The organism is Fructobacillus tropaeoli (assembly GCF_016860625.1).
Taxonomy (GTDB): Bacteria; Bacillota; Bacilli; order Lactobacillales; family Lactobacillaceae; genus Fructobacillus; species Fructobacillus tropaeoli.
Window position 1 is genome coordinate 106,046 of the sequence record NZ_BOJU01000002.1, and the last position, 16,470, is coordinate 122,515.

At 46.6% G+C, this 16,470-nt stretch carries 16 protein-coding genes and 1 riboswitch; of the genes, 1 reads left to right on the forward strand and 15 read right to left on the reverse strand.

The window, feature by feature from the left end:
• Window positions 1–41: 41 nt before the first annotated feature.
• Both FT12353_RS02620 and FT12353_RS02625 read right to left on the reverse strand, forming a co-directional pair.
• Window positions 42–803, reverse strand: a complete 762-nt coding sequence (locus tag FT12353_RS02620) for a pyrroline-5-carboxylate reductase family protein (protein WP_203618147.1) — start codon at window positions 801–803, stop codon at window positions 42–44.
• Window positions 804–955: 152 nt separating this feature from the next.
• Entirely contained in the window at window positions 956–2,293 is a 1,338-nt protein-coding gene (locus FT12353_RS02625) for an amino acid permease (RefSeq protein ID WP_203618149.1), read from the reverse strand.
• Window positions 2,294–2,401: 108 nt separating this feature from the next.
• On the opposite strand from FT12353_RS02625, the gene FT12353_RS02630 reads away from it, so the two are divergent.
• Entirely contained in the window at window positions 2,402–3,274 is an 873-nt protein-coding gene (locus tag FT12353_RS02630) for a LysR family transcriptional regulator (RefSeq protein ID WP_168778385.1), read from the forward strand.
• Window positions 3,275–3,342: 68 nt separating this feature from the next.
• On the opposite strand, the gene FT12353_RS02635 is transcribed toward FT12353_RS02630, so the two are convergent.
• The 13 genes from FT12353_RS02635 to FT12353_RS02695 form a co-directional block, all read right to left on the reverse strand.
• Entirely contained in the window at window positions 3,343–4,011 is a 669-nt protein-coding gene (locus tag FT12353_RS02635; RefSeq protein ID WP_235271945.1) for an energy-coupling factor transporter transmembrane component T family protein, read from the reverse strand.
• On the reverse strand, window positions 4,008–5,417 hold the full coding sequence (locus FT12353_RS02640) for an ATP-binding cassette domain-containing protein (RefSeq protein ID WP_203618151.1): 1,410 nt from the start codon (window positions 5,415–5,417) through the stop codon (window positions 4,008–4,010). Before FT12353_RS02640 ends, FT12353_RS02635 begins: the two co-directional genes overlap by 4 nt.
• Window positions 5,418–5,429: 12 nt before the next feature.
• Window positions 5,430–5,987 carry an ECF transporter S component gene (locus FT12353_RS02645; RefSeq protein ID WP_168778387.1) on the reverse strand — a complete coding sequence of 186 codons (558 nt, stop codon included), beginning with the start codon at window positions 5,985–5,987 and terminating at the stop codon, window positions 5,430–5,432.
• Between the two features lie 81 nt (window positions 5,988–6,068).
• Window positions 6,069–6,159: riboswitch (TPP riboswitch) on the reverse strand.
• A 107-nt stretch (window positions 6,160–6,266) separates the two neighbouring features.
• Complete coding sequence (locus FT12353_RS02650) at window positions 6,267–7,607, reverse strand: FAD-dependent oxidoreductase (protein ID WP_203618153.1); 1,341 nt, start codon at window positions 7,605–7,607, stop codon at window positions 6,267–6,269.
• Between the two features lie 206 nt (window positions 7,608–7,813).
• Window positions 7,814–8,191 carry a MerR family transcriptional regulator gene (locus tag FT12353_RS02655; RefSeq protein WP_168778389.1) on the reverse strand — a complete coding sequence of 126 codons (378 nt, stop codon included), beginning with the start codon at window positions 8,189–8,191 and terminating at the stop codon, window positions 7,814–7,816.
• Window positions 8,188–9,492, reverse strand: a complete 1,305-nt coding sequence (locus tag FT12353_RS02660; RefSeq protein WP_203618155.1) for an MFS transporter — start codon at window positions 9,490–9,492, stop codon at window positions 8,188–8,190. The genes FT12353_RS02655 and FT12353_RS02660 overlap by 4 nt, the downstream gene beginning before the upstream one ends.
• A gap of 154 nt (window positions 9,493–9,646) precedes the next feature.
• Window positions 9,647–10,501, reverse strand: a complete 855-nt coding sequence (locus FT12353_RS02665; protein ID WP_203618157.1) for an alpha/beta hydrolase — start codon at window positions 10,499–10,501, stop codon at window positions 9,647–9,649.
• 56 nt (window positions 10,502–10,557) lie between these two features.
• Window positions 10,558–11,589 carry a zinc-binding dehydrogenase gene (locus tag FT12353_RS02670; protein WP_203618171.1) on the reverse strand — a complete coding sequence of 344 codons (1,032 nt, stop codon included), beginning with the start codon at window positions 11,587–11,589 and terminating at the stop codon, window positions 10,558–10,560.
• 350 nt (window positions 11,590–11,939) lie between these two features.
• Window positions 11,940–12,215 carry a non-specific DNA-binding protein Hbs gene (gene hbs / locus FT12353_RS02675; RefSeq protein ID WP_047974521.1) on the reverse strand — a complete coding sequence of 92 codons (276 nt, stop codon included), beginning with the start codon at window positions 12,213–12,215 and terminating at the stop codon, window positions 11,940–11,942.
• Between the two features lie 214 nt (window positions 12,216–12,429).
• On the reverse strand, window positions 12,430–13,740 hold the full coding sequence (gene der / locus FT12353_RS02680) for a ribosome biogenesis GTPase Der (RefSeq protein WP_168778393.1): 1,311 nt from the start codon (window positions 13,738–13,740) through the stop codon (window positions 12,430–12,432).
• A 58-nt stretch (window positions 13,741–13,798) separates the two neighbouring features.
• Entirely contained in the window at window positions 13,799–14,989 is a 1,191-nt protein-coding gene (gene rpsA, locus FT12353_RS02685; protein ID WP_047974523.1) for a 30S ribosomal protein S1, read from the reverse strand.
• 189 nt (window positions 14,990–15,178) lie between these two features.
• The gene (cmk, locus tag FT12353_RS02690; RefSeq protein ID WP_203618173.1) at window positions 15,179–15,856 is read right to left on the reverse strand and encodes a (d)CMP kinase; all 678 of its coding nucleotides are present in this window, start codon (window positions 15,854–15,856) and stop codon (window positions 15,179–15,181) included.
• 18 nt (window positions 15,857–15,874) lie between these two features.
• Complete coding sequence (locus FT12353_RS02695; RefSeq protein ID WP_203618175.1) at window positions 15,875–16,441, reverse strand: LysM peptidoglycan-binding domain-containing protein; 567 nt, start codon at window positions 16,439–16,441, stop codon at window positions 15,875–15,877.
• Between the last annotated feature and the right edge of the window lie 29 nt (window positions 16,442–16,470).

Here is a 16,470-nt window from a genome sequence, read left to right on the forward strand (position 1 = left end):
GGTCCCAAGTTATCGTTCACTCATTTAAAAAGTCTGAGCTTTTAATCACCGGCAGCTGCCAAAATGGCGGCATGCACTGCCCCACGGAAGCCGTGCTGATCTAAGGCTAAGACGCCCTTAATCGTTGTACCCCCAGGTGATGTAATCTGCCCCTTCAAGTCACCCGCGGACAAATCAGACTGTTGTGCCAATTGCGCCGTCCCGGCAACCACTGAGGCCACCATCTGACCCGCTTGCTTTCGATCCATGCCCTTGGCAACGGCCGCGTCTTCCATGGCGTCCATCAAGACGTCGATAAAGGCTGGTGAGCAACCACCGATGGTCCCGGCGATGGCTAATTGGTCTTCCCTCACAACCAAGACATCCCCAAGTGATTCCAAGACATCATGGACCACCTGATCGTTTTGGCCAGTCACGGATTCATCGGCTGCCAAAGCAATCGTCCCGGCCTGAACCGCAACCGGAATATTTGGAATAAAGGTTGTGACCGGGTTCTTTGGGGCTGCCGCCCGTAAATCAGCGTTTTGCACGCTGGCAGCTGCAGAAAGAACAATGACCTTTTCAGAAAGACCAGCTGCGACGATTTTTGCCAAAACTGCCGTCACCAGCTTAGCTGGCACCGTCAACATCATCACATCAAAGTCTGCCTTCACCAGGTCCTCATAGGTGCTCACCGCTGAAATCTGCAAAGCTTCCGCCTTTTTGGCATTTGATGAATACCCCAAGACTGTGTGTCCACCTAATTTTAGTCCTTGAACAAGGGCTGTTCCCATGTGTCCAAGACCGACAACTGCAATTTTCATAAATCCTACTCCTTTAATCACGCTTACCCTCATTTTATCACAGTTCTAACCTCGCCTTCTGACAAATCAGTCGGCCCCTACCTAGCTAATCAAAAAATGCCCCGTCCCTGTTCACACAAGGACGAGGCACAAACTGATTTTGATAGTTCAGCTTAATTTTTCTTGAACTTAAAAAAAGCGATAACGGTCAAGAGCACCATCCACAGGGCGGCTAACAAAGTTGTTACCGTCGCGGCCGGTGTGACCAGCAGGATGACGAAAATCAAGGCCAAAAAGGCAATCGTCAGGTAGTTACTAAAGGGTGCCAGGGGCAATTGGAAGCCATGGCTCTGCTGTCCCTTCGTCGCCTTGCGAAAGCGCAAGTGCGTGACCATCAAGGCCATGTAAATCAGCAAGAACGCCGCTGAAGCCATTGATGAAATCAAAGTAAAGGCATCCGTTGGGAACAAGTAATTAACCACCACGGCCAGGCCGACAATCAACGTTGATAGGTTAATGGCGGATTTGGGGATGGCATTCTTGTTCAACTTCTTAAAGCGTGACTTTTCGCCAACCAATGAATACAACATCCGACCCGTTGTAAAGAAGGCGGAGTTGATAGCGGATGCGGCTGCCGTCAAAACAACGAAGTTAATCACGGCCGCTGCCGATTGAACCCCGATACCAGAGAACACCTGGACGAATGGTGATTCACCAGCCTGGTAGTTGGTCCATGGTTGGATAATCATGATCGCCGACAAGGCACCGATATAAAAAATCAGAATTCGAATCACAATCGAATTAACGGCCCGCGGAATCGTTTCCAACGGATCCTTCGTTTCGGCTGCGGTAATCCCAACGAATTCAACACCCAGAAAGGCGAAGAAGGCCATCTGGAAGGTCGACAACAAGCCCTTACCGTGGTCAGCCACTAAACCATGTGACCACAGCGTCGAAAACTGGGTCACACCCATTGACGTCTTCACGTGTCCCAGGGCCAAAATCAGGCCGGTAATAATCATTGCGACAATGGCGACAATCTTAATCATAGCAAACCAGAATTCGGTTTCCCCGAAGATCTTAACCGCAATCGTATTAACAAAGTACAACACGATGAGAAAGGCTAATTCCCATGGCCATACCGGCCAATCAGGGAACCAATAGTGCATGTATGTTCCAATCGCCGTTAGTTCGGTCATTGCAATCACGACCCAACCAATCCAATAAGTCCAGCCTAACACGAAGCCGGCTCGTTCACCCAAGTACTGGGTCATAAAATCGATAAACACTGGTTTTGAATCATCTGATACTAACAATTCACCTAGGGCGCGCATCATCGCGAAGACAAACAGCCCCGTGATAATATAAACCAGCAAAATGGCTGGCCCGGCCTTATGAATCGAAGAACCGGCTCCCAAGAAAAGCCCGGTTCCAATCGTCCCACCCAGGGCAATCATGGCCACGTGGCGGTGAGACAGCGTGCGGGCGAAGCCCGTTTGGTCATTATTCATGAACAATACTCCTTTGCAATCTTACCCTAATAGTCTATACTTGGTGCTATAACAAGTAAAACTAAACTTTTTCAATTTAGAGTTAAAAACATTCATCAGGAAAATATCATGAAAACTTTTACTTACCAAATTTTTGCAACAGTTGCCGACCGGGGTTCCTTTCGCAAGGCTGCCGATGACTTAAACATCACGCCTTCGGCTGTTTCCCACGCCATTTCGCACCTCGAAGCGCAGTTGGGCATCCCCCTCTTAATTCGCAACCGGTCAGAGATGCAGGTTACCCGTAATGGCCAAATCCTCTTACCAATGGTAGAACGCCTGCTCAACGAAGAGCGGCAACTCCTTTCAGCCGCTGCGAAAATTCAAGGATTGCAAGGCGGGCAAATCAGAATTGGTGCCATTTCATCGGTCTGCATCGCCTGGCTCCCAACCATCATTCGGCGCTTTTCTAAAAAGTACCCACAGGTTGAAATCACCTTGATTCAGGGTTCCTTCGCCGAAATCGAACAGGCCCTATCACTGGGAAAAATTGACCTTGGCTTCTCGGCCCTACCAACCATTAGCCGTTTGGATGCACTGCCCCTCATCGATGATGAAATCAAGTGCATTACCCCGGCTGATTTCACCCCCAAAAATGGCGTTTCAATTAGCCAAGACGACCTAGAGGACCGCCACTTTATCTTGCAACGGTCCGATTACGATTCCGATACCAAGGCTGCTCTGGACGAACTCCAAGTCAAGCCCCAAGCCATCAACTACTCAATTGATGACCAGTCCATTCTGGCCATGGTCGAAGCCGGCTTAGGCTGGGGCATCCTGCCGGACTTAGCACTCACAAAACTTTCCGGCGAAGTCGAAGCCTATCCCTTCGAACATCCCTATTACCGCCACCTTGGCCTCGTGATTAACCCCTCCTCGGCTAAAGACCCCTTTGTGAAAGCCATGCAAAAAGAAATCCTTTCCTACTTGAAAAAAGGCTAAAAAAAAACGGCAAATTCGTCAAGATAACGAATTTGTCGTTTTTTAATATCAGCTTGTTGCGCTTCTCGTTAGTAACGAGAAAAGAACAAGATTACTTGCAGGGCAATCAAAATCAAAACAATCAATACCCAGCCTGATTTTGCCATTGGATAATCCCGGTAAGCCGACCGTGAGGCCCCTTCCTGGAAACCGTGTGAAGTCATGGCCATGGCTAGGTTCTTCGACCACTTAATGGCATGAACCAAAGCCTTAAAGTACAGCGTTGGCTGCCACCACCGTAACACTTCACCACGCATCATCCCCGCCGCTTGAATCGACGAGAAGGCCTGCTTAAACCGCGGCATAAAGTTTAGTGCACCCAAAATTCCGTAGGTAAAGGTCGCCGACATCTTCAGGTTTTGGCGCAGTGAGGCCAAGAGGACGTACGGTGTCATCCCCATTGTCAACCAAGCCCCAATAAAGATAAAGACGAGAACTCGACTCCCCATCACCAAACCAAAATGCAAGTTTTCTGCCGCCGTTCCCTGACCATACAGGTAAAAGGACCAGAACGAACCCAAAACCGGAATGATAGCGATGGCCACGTAGAGACCAATCTTCTTAAGGGGTTGGCGCCGGATCAGCAATAGCAAAAAGGCAACCGAAAAGAGGACAACGTTTAGCGTTACTGATTTGGTCAACGAAATTTCCAACGAGATCGCCAAGGCCAAAATCATCCGTTGTGTGGCGTTCATCATACGAGCACCTCCTCTTGGTAGGCCATCGCCGTTTGTTCATAGCGCAAGTGACGGTCAACAATGTTGACCAGGTCCCTTGTTTGGTGAGAAACAACCAAAATGGTCAATCCGAGCGCCTGTTGGCAGGTCTGAATCAGGTTCAAAACGACTGCCACCGACTGCTCATCCAAGCCCGCCAGCGGTTCATCTAAGAACAGCACTTGTGGTGCCATGATTAGCATCAACAGCAATTGCAATTTCTTCTGCTGGCCACCCGAAAGCGTGTAAACCGACCGGTCACCCAATCCCGTCAAATGCAGGTCGGACAACCACTGGTTCAAGACCTCTTTTGTCCAGAAATCAGCGTGGTGGCTCTTGGCCATCACCTGGTCAAGTTCCTCATCAACCGTGATGTTTAAGAACTGGTCGGATGCTGACTGGAACAGCAGACCGACCTGGCCAAAGTAGAGACGCGGTTTCCAGGCGTGAACTTCTTGGTCCTGGTAGGTCAAAGAACCCTCATAGCGGTGGAGTCGTGCCAGCGTCTTCAGAACGGAAGACTTGCCGACACCATTTGGACCGGTCAGCAAGGTAATCCCCTTAGCAAAGATTTGCAAGATATCCTGGTCTAAGACCAACCGTTCTCCGTTTTGAATCCGCAGGTTATCAAAGCGATAGGCAGTATCTTGTGCTTGGTCGCTGAAAGCGACCGGCTTTAAGGTTACCGTCTGCTTTTGATAATCATATTGGCTCCAATCATTTTCAGGAACCAACACCAAGGCCTTTTCTTTTAGCTGATAAAACTGGCTGATTTTATCGAAATATCCGGCCGGGTCGTGGTCGGAAACAAGAATGCCGTAGCCCTCCTGGCTCAACTGTTGGAGCAAAACCTGGAGGTCTTCTCGCGATTGGCTATCGACAGAAGCAAACGGTTCATCCAGCAACAGATAGTCGGCCCCCAGGGCCAACACTTCCGCCAAAGCAACCTTTTGCATTTCCCCACCGGACAAAGTCACAAAGGACCGGTCGATAAAATCAGTCAGACCAACCTTTTCCAATGCCCAGGCCGTCTTTTGATCAATTTCGTCCTTATCCAATTCGAGGTTTTCCAGTGCAAAAATAAATTCTTCCCGCACCGTTGGCATGGCAAACTGGTCATCGGGATTTTGAAAGAGCAAAGCCACGCGCTTGGCTCTTTCATTCGCCTTCAGTGTGGCAATCGCCGCTTGATCAATTTCAATTTCACCACTAACCTGACCACCATATTGGGGGTAAAGACCCGCTAAAGCCTTTAACAGAGTTGATTTTCCTGACCCGGAAGGCCCCATTAACAGGGTCAGGGTCTTTTTTTCAAGCGTTAAATTTAAATCATCAATGATGGCTTGGTCACGATAAGCCACCGTGAGGTTTCTGGCAGTTATTGCCATTTTTTGTCCTCCTTATTCGTGGGACAACAACTTTGACCGATCCAACAACTTGGCAATCAAGTGTACCAAGACACCTGAGAAGAAGAAGATTGATAGGTAACGAACGATGAACAAAGCGACTAACAAGCCCAACTTGTAGTGGATATAACCTGACTTAAAGAGGTCCCAACCAAAGGTAACAACTGTTCCAGTCAAAGTTGACAACCAAAGACCAGCAAACCAGTTCTTATAACCCGTCAAGGCGAAACCAAGTTCAGAACCGATTCCTTGGATAAAGCCTGACAAGAGCGTTCCAACTCCATAAGAACCACCCAAGAACATTTCACCGGCAGCCCCGAGCATTTCCCCGATAAAGCCTGCACCAACCTTCTTTAAGATGTAAGAAGCCAATGGTCCGGCCATCATCCATACACCAAGCGTGATTTCATTCGTAAAGGCTTGCAACCCAATCACGGCCAAGCCACTGTTAACGATTTGGTAAACCGGATCCATAATCCAGTAAATGACCGAGAAGATAATCCCAATCAAAGCCAGCAAAATCACGTTTTGTAGCGTCCACTTTTGTTTCATTATTCTCTCCTTTGCGTCCAGGGAAACAAGAAGGCATGAAAAAACCACTCGCCTGGGCAGAGTCCAACACGGGTGGTCATAAAAAACTTGTGTGGATCTTCCTTCGTCGGTCTTAGCCTAACAGGTTCAATGGGTTTAATTCTCAACCAAAATGGTACCCCAGATCGCTATATTCAAATTTACTACTTTATTAGCTTACACTGTCTCTGGCCTTTATGCAAGGGCTTTCAAATAAAAAAGCACTCGGTTTAGTGCCCGAGTGCTTGAAAAAGCTGATTTTTACTTGTTTGCCTTGGCAACGGCAGCCATGGCAACTGATGAAACATAGTTGACTGGTTGACCGAAGTTTGGCTGGAAGAAGAAGTCCGTCATTGACAATTGATCAATTGTCATGCCGTTTTCGATTGCCAATGAAACCACGTTGGCAGCTTGTGAAATGTCATGCTTTGACAAGAAGGCAGCACCAACAATGCGGCGAGTACCCTTTTCCCAAGTCAATGAAGCCTTAACAGGCGTTGTTGACAACATGAAATCAGGACGGTAGTCTTCTGAAATTGTCACAGAATCTGCTTCAACACCCTTACGAGCTGCTGATTGAACAGTCAAACCAGTTGAAGCGTAAGCCATTTCGTACAATTCAACAGCTGATGTTGCTTGTGTACCTTGGTAAGCCATCGTTGGTTCTGCAATGTTCTTACCAACCAAGATTCCTTGACGAACAGCATTGGTTGCCAATGGAATGTAGTCATCCTTTTGTGTTGGGTTGTAGAAGACGGTTGCTGAATCACCGGCAGCAAAGACATCCTTGACAGAAGTTTCCATGAACTTGTTAACCTTGATGGCGCCGTTTGGCAACATATCAACTTGGTCACGGAACATCGCAGTGTTTGGCAAGAAACCGATACCCAAGATGGCAATGTCAGCTTCGTAAGTACCCTTATCAGTAGTAACCTTGATACCATCAGCAGTGTCTTCAAATCCTGAAACCATCTGACCAAGCGCTAACTTAACACCATGGTCTTCATAGGCCTTTTGGAAAACAGATGAGAATTCAGGCGCTGTGTTGTTGGCCAACACGCGGTCCAAACCATCAATCAAGGTGACTTCCTTATCGTTAACTGACAATTGTTCTGCCAATTCGGCACCGATATAACCGGCACCAATAACGATAATCCGCTTGACCTTTTCAGTCACTTCCTTCAAGGCGTTGGCGTTATCCCAAGTCTTTGAATCAAAGACCTTGTCAGAATCGATTCCTGGGATACGAGGCTTGATAGCGCGTGAACCAGTAGTAATGACAATCTTATCGAAAGTTTCTTCTGACTGGGCACCAGAAACCAAGTCCTTGATGTTCAAAGTCTTTGCTTCCAAGTCTGCAGCTTCAACAAGCGTTTGCATGTGCATTGAAATGCCCTGCTTAGCCATTGAATCTGGCGTTTCATAAAACATCTTGTCAGTTGATGAAACATTGTCACCAATCCAAAGGGCGATTCCACATGACAAGAAAGAAACTGTTTGATTCTTTTCAAACACGTGTACCTCAGCGTCTGGGTGGTCTGCCTTAATCTGCTTAGCGGCAAACACGCCGGCGTGCGTCGAACCAATTACTGCAACTTTCATTAAAAGTGCCTCCTAATATATAGCTATGTGAAAATTGTAATTAAAGTTTACCAATAAAACAGCGTTCTGTCAATCACTTATCCAACAGTTTTCAAAAAAGTATCAAATAAAACAAAGGGACAAATAAAGTCGTTCTAATTTATCGAAAATTCGTTTTTCCTCTCTAAATCAGACATCTTTACCAGTTATCAAACGATTTCAGCGTTCTATTCTAAACGATTCTCCGCCTGACGCATGTGGCTTTCGTAATGGTCAATTTTGTACAGTAAATGATCGTGGGCGGCTTGGATTTGATTAATTCGTTCCTGCATCTCTTCTGCTTGTTCTAGCAATAAAGCTTTCCGCGCAGGAATTGTCCGGTCATCATCCTCCAGCACCATGCCAATATATTCACGCAATCGTTCGATGGAAACACCCGCGTGGCGCATCGTTTTGGCAAATTTCAATTGATTAATGTTGCGCTCGGTGAAATCGCGCAACTGATTTTCCTTGCGGGGCACCGGCATGATGACCCCAATTCGTTCATAATAGCGAATCGTATCATTTGACAATCCAGTCGCCTTTGCAGCTTCTTTAATATTCATTTTTGCACCTTTCGTACAACAAAAACGGCCACAACCACAAAAGCCATTCCCGTAAAGAAAGCCATTGTTGCTACTTGGCCATGGTAGTTCCCCGCCGTTGCCACAATCAAAGAAAGACCGATTGGGCCACCAATTTGATGGGCCGTATTCGTCAACCCTGAGGCAATACCAGCCAGTTCGTCAGGCGCTTGATACAGACCGGCTGACGTCACTGGCGCCAGGACCAGGCCCTGCCCAATGCCAATCACCACCATTGGCAAGGCAAAAGCCAACCAATAGCCCAAAGAAACCGCCGACACGGCCGTCCAAAACAAACCAAGGAACAGCAATCCCTCCCCGACTAGCAAGATCAACTGGTTGCCAAAACGAGCAGTCAGCCTTCCTAGGGACAACGATACCATAAATTGGACTAATGTTAAGGGGAGAAAGGCTAACCCGGATTGTAACGCCGTTAAATGATAACTGGCTTGCCAAAGCTGGGGTAAAAAGAACCAATATGGGAGCATCGCGATCATAAAGAGCATGCGGGCCACGTAGGCACCTGCACGAACTCGGTTATGAAACAAAGCCAAAGGCAACATTGGCTGTTTTTTCCGGCTTTCAAAGCCGATAAAGCAGGCTAAAACAATAACGGCCAATAAAATCAGTAGCCACTGGTTACTCGTTAAGCCATCAATCAAGGCTGCTAATCCGATGACCGACAGAATAGCACCAATATAGTCAATTTTTGTCTTTAATCCCGCTTTATTCGGAACAAAGCGAATTGTCAAACAGAACAGTAATGCCGTCAGCGGCACGTTAATCAAAAAACCGGCTTCCCAAGAAAATAAAGTTGTGAGGCCACCACCAATTAACAGCCCCAGGCTGGCACCAATCCCGGCTGTAACACCATAGTAAGCGATTGCCCGTTCACGCATTTGCCCTTGGTAATTATCCATCATCAAGGCCAAGGTGGTCGGCGCAATAATCGAAGAACCAATTCCCTGAATAGCCCGCAGTGTAATCACGAGGGCTGCGTTATCCGACAAGCCAATCAGCAATGAGCTCAGTCCAAAAATTGTGAGCCCAATTAAGAAAATCCGTTTACGTCCCAGCAAATCCGAAAGCCTGCTCGATAATAATAAAAAACCACCAAAGGTTAATGTATAGGCATTGGAAACCCACGACAAGGTGGAAGAAGAAAGGTCTAGGCTTTGACCAATCTCAGTTGCACTGGTAAAAATAATGGAATTATCCATCAAAATTAAAAAGTAAGCGAGTAAGGTGATCGGCAGGACCATCCCAAATCGTTGTTTTGTCATTCTTATCTCCTTTATCTTGGTTTCTTTTCAAAACCAAGCATTGCGTTTTCAGGTCAGTGATCATTAAACACCCTGGAGTGAACTCCAAGTCAAGAAAAAGAACAAGAAAAAAACAGCCTTTTTAAAAGACTGTTTTTCAGCATTTGTCCCCTTGCTATTCCGTTAAAAACTGCTTGAGGACCTTGTTGACATTCTGATTTTCATGCAGCTTCGAATGTTGCGCATTTTTACCAGTAAATAACTTTTCCTGGTAAGTACTTGGCTGACGGACAAAGTACTTCAATGACTTCGACGCATTATTCGTGACGGTCGAGTCCGACTCTTCTTTGCCCATGCTATTGCCGTAGATATTCAACACTTTGGTCTGATTATTCTCGTAATATTGCTCCAAACCAGCTAATGCGACCTTTTTAAAATCAGCTTCGGACTGGCTGGCAGGATCTGCCAAGTTCAAATTTGATTTTGGCCTTGGGCTATCCTTCAAAAAGTTAAAGGGACCAGCAATCGCAATTTGCCGTTTCACAACTGGCAATTGATCACTTTGCTGCACATGATTTTTCAAGTAAAAAGCGATGGCCAAATTTCCCATTGAATGGCCAATCAGGTTCACTGACTGAATCCCCTGATCATGCAAATCTTCCATAATCTTGGTGACCCACTGATTTGTCTTAGTAAAGTTAGTATTTCGATTATCGTTAAATTGCACCAAAATTAGTGGGTTCTGGTCCTCTTTCTTCACGGTACCACTAAAACTAACCTGGCCGCTTTTGCTAACCGTCGCATTAATCCTACGGTTTGAATACCCTTGCTGGATTAAATACCGACTCATCGTCTGCTCAGCATTTCGAGAGGAACCATAGCCGTGAAAGAAGACCGTTGCTTCGGTTGGCTTCGTATTAGAAATCGGCTTAGCTGGCTGGGTTAGCCAAACGGTCAGCCCGATTGCCAACATCGCCAGTATTGCTGTCGAGGCACCTGCAATCGCTATCATTTTTTTATTCTTTTTCATCGTACTCCTTTACGGCCAACCGGTTGGCCAGGGGCTTTATGTCGGCGATTTAAAATCTAAAAAACAATCAGAGACTTAATCGCTTCGCGCTGATCCATGGCTTCATAAGCCTGTTGAATATCTTTCAGCGCAAATTGCTTGGTAAAGACCTGACCAGGATTGATTTTGCCATCAAGGACCGCCTGCAATAACAATTCACGGTCATAGGTGGTAACCGCAGCAATCCCTCCGCGCAAGCCAATATTCTTCCAGAATAGGTTATTCGTGTTCATCATTAGGTCTTGAGGAATCCCCACACGGCCAACGACGGCACCTGGACGGCCAAGTTGAACAGCAGTTGCCACAGCCTGCTCTGAACCAACACATTCAAGAATAGCATCCGCACCGGCACCCGTTAGCGCCATCACCTTGTCAATCCCAGCTTGGTCACGTTCGGCCACAATATCGGTAGCACCAAACGCCTTACCCAGTTCTTGTCGGTCTTCGTGGCGCGACATCAAAATAATCCGCTTCGCACCACGCAGCTTGGCTGCAATCACCCCTGAGAGGCCCACAGCGCCATCGCCCATGACAACCACCGTGTCACCCTCTTTGACTTCAGCAGTAGCTGCAGCGTGGTAACCGGTTGCCATCACATCCGACAAGGTCATCAAGGATTTCAACTGGTCATCGCTGTAGTCTGCTGGCTGACCCGGAATCTTAACCAGCGCCCAATCGGCATTCTTAAAGCCGATGTGTTCCGCCTGGTAACCGGTTGAGCCACCTTTATCAGGATCAAGGCAATCGCCATCAAAACCTGCTAAGCAGGCCTGACAGTGGCCACAACCATGAGTAAACGGTGCAATAACAAAATCACCCGGCTGAACGTTGGAAACTTCACTACCGACCTCTTCAACGATTCCGATAGCTTCATGGCCAACCTGGCTGCCACCATCACGCTTGGAAATACCCCGGTAGAACCAAAGATCCGAACCACAAACCGATGCTCGTACCGTCTTAATCACGGCATCCTTGGGTCCTTGAATCGTTGGCTTTTCAACCTCTTGCATTTCAACTTGTCCTGGCTTTACAAAAATTGCTGCTTTCATGTTTGTTGATACTCCTTTTCGCTGATTATGAACTTGTCTGCTTTAAAAGTAAAATCAGACGTAATATGGACAAATTCGTTTTGACAAAACAATGCCATAAATATTGGCATCACCCTTTGATGAATTCATCCGTCACTGATAACTCCATCTTATGCCCTGGAGTCGACTCTAAGTCAAGAACGTTTTTCTATTTTATAGCAATAAAGAGTAAAATTATCTACCCTGCGACGTCAAACTAATCAAATGCCGATTTCTTTAACCAGACTGGTACCGCTCCTACCCCACTGAATCATCAAGCGCAAACAAAAAAGCACACTCAGCTGAGTGTGCTTAAATATGAAAAGGTCCGCTTACTTAACGGCGTCCTTCAATGCCTTACCAGGCTTGAATGCAGGAACCTTTGATGCAGGAATTTGGATTTCTTCCTTAGTTTGTGGGTTACGACCCTTACGAGCTGCACGTTCACGAACTTCAAAGTTACCAAAACCAATCAATTGAACCTTTTCGCCCTTCTTCAAAGCGTCTTCAATTGATGACAAGACAGCGGCAACTGCCTTGTCTGCGTCCTTCTTTGTTAAACCAGTCTTCATTGCGACTGAATCGATCAATTCTTGCTTGTTTGCCATTCCTTTTCTCCTCGCGAATAATTAATTTAGAATATCCGCTAACGTGACAATCGTTAGCAGCTTGGGAACGCTACCGTGGCAACTTCCATAAAGATAGGATAGCACATGTAAATTAAAATGTGTAGGCATAAAGCCCAATTTCATGCGGTAATTGCGGTTTTCCGCACATTTGCAAGTGAATCCTCACAGTACTGAAACTTTCAACGATAAAACGTTACTTTCGCTGACGAATAATCAGCTTGATAGGCGTTCCAGAGAAGTCAAACGCGGCTCGAATTTGGTTCTCTAGGAAACGCTGGTATGAAAAATGCATCAGTTCAACATCATTGACAAAGACAACAATCGTTGGTGGTTCGATTGCCACTTGAGTGGCGTAATAAACACGCAAACGGCGACCGTTATCAGATGGTGCCGGATTAGTAGCCAAAGCATCCATCAAGACATCATTCAATGTTGATGATGAAACCCGCTTCTGATGGTTGTCATTTACGGCCAAAATCAAATCAGGCAAGCGGTCTAAGCGCTGGCCTGTCTTCGCTGAAACAAAGACGATTGGTGCATAGTCCAAAAACTTAAATTCGTCGCGAATCAAGTTTTCAAAATCAGTCATGGTATGCGTGTCTTTTTCGATGGCATCCCACTTATTGACAACAATCACCAAGGCCTTCCCGGCCTCATGCGCATAACCCGCAACGTGCTTATCTTGCTCGCGAATACCGGTTTCAGCGTCCAAGACCATCAAGACCACTTGTGACTCGTCAATGGCCTTCATGGCCCGCATAACCGAGTAACGTTCCGTGTTTTCGTAAACCTTACCACGCTTGCGAATTCCGGCCGTATCGACCATCACAAACTCATCACCCTCAGGGGTAATAAAACGCGTATCAATGGCATCACGGGTCGTGCCTTCGATATTTGAGACAATCATCCGGTCTTCACCCAGGATGGCGTTAACAATTGATGATTTTCCGACGTTTGGGCGCCCAATAATTGAGAACCGAACGGCGTCATCGTCTTGTTCTGCGGCTTCATCTGGGAAATGCTTGACGATTTCATCCAAAACATCACCCAAACCAATTCCGTGTGATCCAGATACGGGATAAGGGTCGCCCATTCCTAATGAATAGAAGTCATAAATATCTGCCCGCATTTCAGGATTATCGACCTTATTGACCGCCAAAACAACCGGCTTATCAGTCCCATAAAGCAAATTAGCCACGGCTTGGTCATCGGCTGTTAGGCCTTCTCGACCAGAAACAACCATCAAAATGACGTCGGCTTCATCAATGGCTAATTCAACCTGGGCACGAATTTCCGTCAAAAATGGGGCATTTCCCATTTCCAACCCTCCGGTATCAATCATCCGGAAGTCATAATTTAGCCATTCTGCCCGTGCGTACAAACGGTCACGAGTAACCCCTGGCATATCCTCGACAATGGCGATTCGATCGCCAACAATGCGGTTAAATAGCGTGGACTTTCCAACATTTGGACGACCCACTACGGCTACAATCGGTGCTGCCATATTCCCGCTCCTTTCCAATAAAAAAAGACTGGATAACCAGCCTTTCCATTTTTAAATCTTACAACTTGTCGCCGAAGATGTCGCCCAAAGTAGCGGCACCTTCATCGTCTTGTTGGAAGGCTGCCATGTCAGCACGTGAAGCGCCACGGTTGTCATCGCGGTCTTCACGTTGGTTGGCTGGCTTTTCTTCCAAAGCCTTCATTGACAATGAGATACGTTCTTCGGCTGGCTTAACATCCAACACTTGAACCTTCACCTTGTCACCAGACTTCAAAACGTCGGCTGGGTTTTCAACACGCTTGTGTGAAATTTGTGAAACGTGAACCAATCCTTCGATACCAGGGAAGATTTCAACGAATGCACCAAAGTCCTTCACGCGCTTAACTGTTCCTTCAAGAACAGTACCGGCTGGGGCCTTTTCTGCAACTTCATCCCAAGGACCTGGCTGGGTTGCCTTGATTGAAAGTGAGATACGTCCACGATCAGTGTCCAAGGCCAAAATCTTAACGTTAACCTTTTCACCCTTTGACAAAACGTCTGATGGGTTCTTAACACGGTCATGTGAGATTTCAGAAACGTGAACCAATCCGTCCACGCCGCCCAAGTCAACGAAAGCACCGAAGTCAGTCAAACGAGCAACAGTTCCTTCAACAACTTCGCCAACAGTCAAACGGCTGAATGCTTCAGCCAACTTTTCGGCACGTTCTTGGGCTGCAACAGCCTTACGTGACAAAATCAAACGAGCCTTGGCTGGGTCGATTTCGATTACTTCTGCCTTGATGTCTTGTCCCTTGAATTGGTTCAAGTCTGAAACAAAGCGTTCTGCAACCATTGATGCAGGTACGAAACCACGGATACCAGCAACGTCAACAATCAAACCACCACGAACGGCGTTGATAACCTTTGCATCAACAACATCACCTTCGTTAAATGACAATGATTCCCAAGCCTTGCGGGCTTCCAAGCGCTTCTTTGACAACAAGTAGGCAACGCCTTCCTTGTCACTCGTTACGTTCGAAACAACAACAGTTTCGATGGTGTCACCGACCTTCAAATCGTCGGCCAAGTTGACGCTACGATCGTCAGAGTACTCACGCGCTGGCACAACTCCTTCTTCTCCGGTGTGAAGACCGATAACTGCTTGGTTATCGTTGTCGATTGCTAGCACTTCGCCAGTTACGACGTCCCCTACCTTAATTTGGTCAGCACTTTCCAGAGCTGCTAATAATTCGCTGTTAGTATCACTCATGACGTCAAACGTCCTCCTACAATTTACACTTATAAGGGTATTTTATCAGAGAGTAGCTGATTTTCCTAGTCTAATTTTAAAAAAAATTAGACTAGACCAACTACTTCGTCAAAATGTTTCGTAAAAACACGAACCGTTTTCCCTATTGCTTTCTATTTTAACAGATTTTTCTAAAATAAAAAGACCACCTTACTGGTGATCTTTGATAATTTGCTTGATTGTGGCCACGACCTGGTCAATACTTTGGCCAGTAGTGTCGACCGTTAGCGCATCTTCGGCCTTTGTCAGCGGTGAAATGGCGCGATGGGAATCCTTATAATCCCGCTCCTCAATTTCCTTTTTCAGGGTTTCCAAATCAGGGTTCATGCCTTTGGCCTGATTTTCCTTGAAACGACGCTCAGCGCGCTCATCGACTGAAGCAATCAAGAAAATTTTCACTTGAGCATCTGGCAAAACGGTTGTGCCAATATCACGGCCATCCATGATCACTGGTTGCTGATCAGTCAAAGCGCGCTGGCGGTCAACCAAATCAGCTCGAACTGCCTGATAGGAAGAAACCAAAGAAACGTTGTTCGTAATTTCAGTTGAACGAATTTCTTCCGTTACTTCTTGCCCATTCAACAAAACGTGTTGCACTGGTTCGCCCGGTAAAAAGGCGATTTCAATCTTTGGTAGCAAGGCAACAATCCCCGCCTCATCTTCGTATGCAAGTCCCGCCTGTTTGGCCGCCAAGGTAATGGCGCGATACATCGCACCAGTGTCAACGTAAACATACTTTAAATCGGTCGCTAAAATTTTAGCAATCGTTGATTTTCCAGCTGATGCTGGTCCATCAATTGCAACTTGAAAATGAGCAGGTTGAGTCATAGGGATTAAAATTTCCTCTTACTTAATTCTCAAAGCTTGTCCAGCAAACTTTGAATAGTTTTGAGCAGTAACACCAGGATTCAAAGCATAAATCTCGTCAGTGGTTGTACCATGAGTTACCGCAAAGTTATAGAGCGTTTGGTTAGCACCCAAGGTCGCTGTATTGGCAGCCGCCGCAGAAGCCGCTGCTTGGTCATCACTTGACTGGGCTGCCTGGCTTTGACTTGACTGCGCAGCAGACTCAGCTTGGCTAGCCGATGTAGCTGATTGACTAGTTGCCTGACTAGTTGAAGACTGAGCAGCGCTGGTTGCATCAGACGATTGTGAACTAGCAGAAGACATTGCCGACTGGCTAGTTTTTTTGGAACTATTAGAACTAGATGTTGTCTTCACCGTTTTTGGTGAATTTTTCATCAATCCATAAACAGGCGCCGACGCTAATAAGACTAACGACAGCAAGACCAAAATCACAACTAGACCGCCGTGACTCTTTGGCCGTGGTTCTTTTTTAGGCTGCTCCTGATTTTCATGCTGGCGATCAAAACGTTGCCGGCGTGATAATGTTGGTGCTGTTTGGTCGTTCATTTTCAAGACCTCCTATGAGTTCGTTCTTA